At 40.6% G+C, this 4,519-nt stretch carries 7 protein-coding genes and 1 pseudogene; 7 read left to right on the top strand and 1 reads right to left on the bottom strand.

Annotated features, from left to right (window positions below; all coding sequences use genetic code 11):
• Nucleotides 1-120, top strand: a pseudogene (locus tag FTU01_RS15250) (IS30 family transposase); the annotation flags it as partial.
• Here FTU01_RS15250 and FTU01_RS15255 read toward each other — a convergent pair.
• Entirely contained in the window at nt 111-743 is a 633-nt protein-coding gene (locus FTU01_RS15255) for an EpsG family protein (RefSeq protein WP_180139964.1), read from the bottom strand. The pseudogene FTU01_RS15250 and the gene FTU01_RS15255 overlap by 10 nt on opposite strands.
• 145 nt (nt 744-888) lie before the next feature.
• Here FTU01_RS15255 and FTU01_RS15260 point away from each other — a divergent pair, with 145 nt between their 5' ends.
• From FTU01_RS15260 to FTU01_RS15625, 6 genes are all read left to right on the top strand, one after another.
• Entirely contained in the window at nt 889-1,167 is a 279-nt protein-coding gene (locus tag FTU01_RS15260; protein WP_180139967.1) for a holin, read from the top strand.
• The gene (locus FTU01_RS15265; protein WP_180139970.1) at nt 1,157-1,666 is read left to right on the top strand and encodes a lysozyme; all 510 of its coding nucleotides are present in this window, start codon (nt 1,157-1,159) and stop codon (nt 1,664-1,666) included. Before FTU01_RS15260 ends, FTU01_RS15265 begins: the two co-directional genes overlap by 11 nt.
• Nucleotides 1,667-2,038, top strand: a complete 372-nt coding sequence (locus FTU01_RS15270) for a hypothetical protein (RefSeq protein ID WP_180139973.1) — start codon at nt 1,667-1,669, stop codon at nt 2,036-2,038.
• Nucleotides 2,039-2,365: 327 nt separating this feature from the next.
• Nucleotides 2,366-3,217: a 3'(2'),5'-bisphosphate nucleotidase CysQ gene (locus FTU01_RS15275; RefSeq protein WP_180139976.1), complete on the top strand. Its 852-nt coding sequence runs from the start codon at nt 2,366-2,368 to the stop codon at nt 3,215-3,217.
• 60 nt (nt 3,218-3,277) lie between these two features.
• The gene (locus FTU01_RS15280) at nt 3,278-4,027 is read left to right on the top strand and encodes a phosphoglycerate mutase family protein (RefSeq protein ID WP_180139979.1); all 750 of its coding nucleotides are present in this window, start codon (nt 3,278-3,280) and stop codon (nt 4,025-4,027) included.
• A 120-nt stretch (nt 4,028-4,147) separates the two neighbouring features.
• Nucleotides 4,148-4,270, top strand: a complete 123-nt coding sequence (locus tag FTU01_RS15625) for a hypothetical protein (RefSeq protein ID WP_004786141.1) — start codon at nt 4,148-4,150, stop codon at nt 4,268-4,270.
• Nucleotides 4,271-4,519 lie beyond the last annotated feature (249 nt).

Below are 4,519 nucleotides of genomic sequence, written 5' to 3' on the forward strand. Positions count from 1 at the left end.
GTCGCTATGTCACTGAATACTCGTCCTAGAAAAGCGTTAGATTGGCTTACACCATTAGAGAAATTTGCTCAGCTTGTTGATTATCATAAGGCTTTTGAAACTGTCGCACCTCATGTTTGAATTCGCCAAACAACAAGAGGGATTAGTGCCAATATCATTCTAAAAATACTTTTTATCTTGCTAGTTGCTAACAACATTGGCACATATAGTGCAACAACATTGTGAGTTAAAAAACCAAGTGTTAAAGTAAATACCTTAGTTTTGAACTTATTTTCAGCAATCAGAAATATTGCAGCTAATATGAAAAAAGTTGCCAGATATTGTCTATACACATTCTGGAAACCGAGTACACTTACAAAGAATACTACAAAGAGATATAAGAAGTATGCTTGATATTTGTTTTTATAAAGAGCAAATAGGAAAACAGCAATAGAGAATATATCAATTATCAAATATACTGGTAAAGGGTTATCAAAGTACTCATAAAGCAGCTTTGAGCTAAACCAGTAAACAGGTTCTCTTAGAAAATATATATCTTTGTAGGCATAAAGAGGTATATCCATAAAGCTGTTGTAAGCTAATATGTCATTTTTTGGAATTCTATCTCTCGATAATACAGAATAACCCACAAACACAAGAAAGAATATGAAATAGCTTAATCTTGTGTTTGTATTGAATAGTGCAGTTACAAAAGCAAGGAATATTAAAAAAATGTAGTAAAACAGAAGTAAAGAGAATTCCACGTTTCTTTCCATCGAATTTTTGCCGAAGTTTAACACAAATTATCGACTGCTTTTGTGTTCATAACCACAATCGCACAACAAATCACTACAGGCCCTAGCTTTAAATAAGTTAGGGCTTTTTTTATGTCAAAAATTAGGGGGAAGCATGGCAGATCATGCACAAACAGCAATTGAAGCAAGTGCAGCGGTTACAAGTGCTTCTTCAAAAACTGCTGTAGCTGGTGGGGGAGTTTCATTTTTAGGCTGGGCATCGGGTTTAGATCCGATGACGCTATTGGGGGTATGTGTTGGTTTAGGTGGCTTACTTGTGAGTCTATTTAGCTTCTTTGTCACTTGGTACTACAAATATAAAGCGGATCAGCGTGCAGACGAGCTTCATCGAATCGCACTACGCAAGGCTAATGGTAAATGTAATGTCGAATAAAACAAAGTATGCCGTGACTATGGCAACGGTGATCAGTTTGGCTGGCGTTGCATGGACTCAAAACCGTGAAGGTACAGTGCTAAAACCTTACCTTGATAGCGGTAAGGTCGCCACGATTGGAACAGGCACAACGGTTTACCCAAATGGTCAGAAAGTAAAAATCACAGATCCAGCAATTACCAAAAAACAAGCTGCTGAATATCTGCAATTCCACATGAATAAAGACGCGAAGATTTTCAATAAGTCTTTGCTTGGCATTCCACTTTCACAAAATGAATATGACTTGTATATGGACTTCACTTACCAGTTCGGTACTGGCGCATGGTCACAATCTTCAATGCTTCGCAACTTGAAAGCAGGGCAATACGTGCAGGCGTGTAAATCACTTTTGAAATGGAAGTATGTGGCCAAGCGTGACTGCAGTATTCGTTCTAACAATTGCTATGGCGTGTGGACCCGACAAGTTGAGCGCTACAACAAATGCATGGGGGTGAACTAGATGCCATTTCTATTACTGATCTGGAACAACAAACGCTGGTCCTTGATTGTGGTGCTTTGCATCGTGATCCTTTGCCAGCTATTTCAGGCCAATCGTTTAGCCGGTGATTTACGAAAAGCTGAAACGACATGCCAGGACAAAATCAATAAAAAGCTAAAGCCATATCTTGATGCTGAAAAGAAAGCACAGGAGCTGGCCAACAAAGCAGGTGAAGAATATGAAGAATCAAAAGAAGTTGAGCGCGTTAAAACCGAAACAATTACACGTGAAGTGCAAAAGATCGTTGAACGTCCTGTTTATATCCACACTAATTGCTTTGATGACGACGGGGTGTCAGCAGTCAACACCGCTGGTAATACCGGCAAACCTTAAAACACTTTGTCCGGATCTACAGGAATTAAAGTCTGGCCAAGCCAAAGAAGTGCTGCAGGTGATGGTCGATGATCGACGAAAGTATGTAGATTGTAAGCAACGTCATGCAGCTATAATCAGTATTGTAGAAAAGTCCTCCAAGTGAGGGCTTTTTGCTTATACTGAAATAAGGCATATATTTGAGTGTGTACAGGAATGTGTACATAAAAATATGATTTAAATGATTTTTAAAATAAATATTATTTAAATTAATTGCTTATGAAACTAGCCGTCCATATCAAAAATGACAGGCGGTTTTTCTGAGCAATTCGACATATAAGGTTTTCTATGTTTAAAGCGACAATAGCACCACAAGATCCGATGATTTTGCAGTTTGTGCCCATTTTGACACAGGCCTGTGAAATTTTGCGAGAAGAATATCAGCGTTATTGTTCAGGTGCTGCGTTTGATATTGTCAAGAAAAGTGATGATTCTCCTGTGACCCAGGCAGACTATCGGGTGAATAGTTATTTAACCCAAGCTTTAGCGGAAATCTCAGAATTGCCTTTGCTGTCAGAAGAGGGGCAGCAGGATCAGCGTCATGCCTGGACAGATTTCTGGTTACTAGATCCTTTGGATGGCACCAAAGAGTTTTTGCATCAGCGCCCAGAATTCACGATTAATCTCAGTCTGGTCAGAGGCAGTCTGACTACTTTTGCCATTTTGGCGGTTCCTGCACAGCAGCTAATTTATTTCTGCCCAGAACAGGGCATGCCTTTAAAATACGATATTCAGAATCAGGCATGGTTTGGCTATGAAGCAGCTACCGATCATCAGGATGTCTTTGTCGGTCTGAGTCAGAGCAGTCAGCAGAAACCAAAATATGTCGAATATCTGCAAAGTCTGGCTAAACTTAGCGCGTACACCGAGTTCAAGGCAGGAAGCGCTTATAAATTCTGCATGATCCTTGAAGACCGGGTAGATATTTATCCTCGCTTCCATCCAACCTCTGAATGGGATACCAGTGCCGGTCAATGCATGCTTGAGCGGATTGGCGGAGGGCTGGTTGATCTTGAAGGCCGCCCATTCATCTACAACCGGCGCAAGACCTTACTGAATGGCGGGTTTATCTCCTATAAGAATGAAGCCATGAAAGTATTGGCTTTACGGGCACTGGCGGACATGCAAGACAATGATTGAGCTCATAGCCATTCATGATATAGTGAGGAAGATTCCGTTGATAGATCAGTTGGCAAGATTGTGGCATTAAAACTGCTTCCACCAAGTATGCTCAGTGCAATAGATTTATTGCCTGATACCAAGACACCTGTGACTCTGTTTACGCGGCATTCTTTGCGTGAAAATGTCGCTGGTCAGGGACTGGCAGGGTATGATTTGCAGTTGACGCCGCAAGGACGTGATCTGGCGCAGGAATGGGGCGCTTATCTGGTCAATCAGACAGATCGGCATATCCAGCATTGTATATCGAGTCCGATTCAGCGCTGTGTAGATACCGCAGCATTGATGATCGAGGGGGCAGATGCAACGGATAAAGCACCGCATACCCATAAGATTGAAATCGTGGAACAGGGTTTGCTAGTTGAGCCAGGCAGCTTTGTACTGGATATTCAAAAAGCAGGACCATATTTCAAAAAACAGGGGGCATTGGGCTTTATCAATAGCTTCGTCAATAATGCCTTGCCCGGAATGAAACATCCCATTAATGGCGTAGTGGATGTACTAGAATTAATTTACAACACTCACCCGAAAACACTGTATGGACTCAGTCTGGCGGTGAGTCATGACACCATTCTGGCAGCGATGATTGCAGTGATGTCTGGTCACCAGGAAGTCAGTCGTGAAGACTGGCCGAAAATGATGGAAGGTCTGTTTGTCTGGTTTGAAGGCGATGTATTTGAGGAATCTAAACTAAAATGGATCTGGCGGGGCAAAGTGCATGAACTGGATATTTCCCAATTTCAGAATGCTGAATTAAAGGTCAATAAATAATTCAAAGGCTCAATCATTTAGGTTGAGCTTTTTACATTTATCGTATGAAAGTGAAATAGAGTAATGATGAAATATCACTATGCTGATATTTAAACCAATTTTGGAAGCATAGGAGTTATCATGAAAATAATCACAATTTTAAGTCTGGTCGTTATGCTGGGATTAACTGCCTGTCAGCGTGATACAGACAATGCGCAGCAAGATCAGACCACAACACCTCATTCTATGGATAAGGATGAATAGTTTATTCTGTTTTTGTCTAAGTAAAAGATTTCTATGACTAAAATTGGGAATAATCTGGTATTCATCATTCTTTATTGTTGATTTGGTATTAAATTTCAGGCACAAAAAAAGCCCTAAAAGGGCTAATGCCAGTCAGTTAAGAGATTGACTGGCTTTTTCTTGGGTATTTTTGAGGTTTTCCTTTTACAACCCTTGGATAACTCCTCACTCTTCTCTCAGGTATAACATACCGATTAGATTTCTCCATTA

The organism is Acinetobacter sp. YH12043 (assembly GCF_013419915.1).
Classification (GTDB): domain Bacteria; phylum Pseudomonadota; class Gammaproteobacteria; order Pseudomonadales; family Moraxellaceae; genus Acinetobacter.

Coding starts and splice junctions, on each gene's coding strand:
- FTU01_RS15260 (WP_180139967.1), top strand. CDS start 889: ATGGCAGATCATGCACAAACAGCAATTGAAGCAAGTGCAGCGGTTACA.
- FTU01_RS15265 (WP_180139970.1), top strand. CDS start 1,157: ATGTCGAATAAAACAAAGTATGCCGTGACTATGGCAACGGTGATCAGT.
- FTU01_RS15270 (WP_180139973.1), top strand. CDS start 1,667: ATGCCATTTCTATTACTGATCTGGAACAACAAACGCTGGTCCTTGATT.
- FTU01_RS15275 (WP_180139976.1), top strand. CDS start 2,366: ATGTTTAAAGCGACAATAGCACCACAAGATCCGATGATTTTGCAGTTT.
- FTU01_RS15625 (WP_004786141.1), top strand. CDS start 4,148: ATGAAAATAATCACAATTTTAAGTCTGGTCGTTATGCTGGGATTAACT.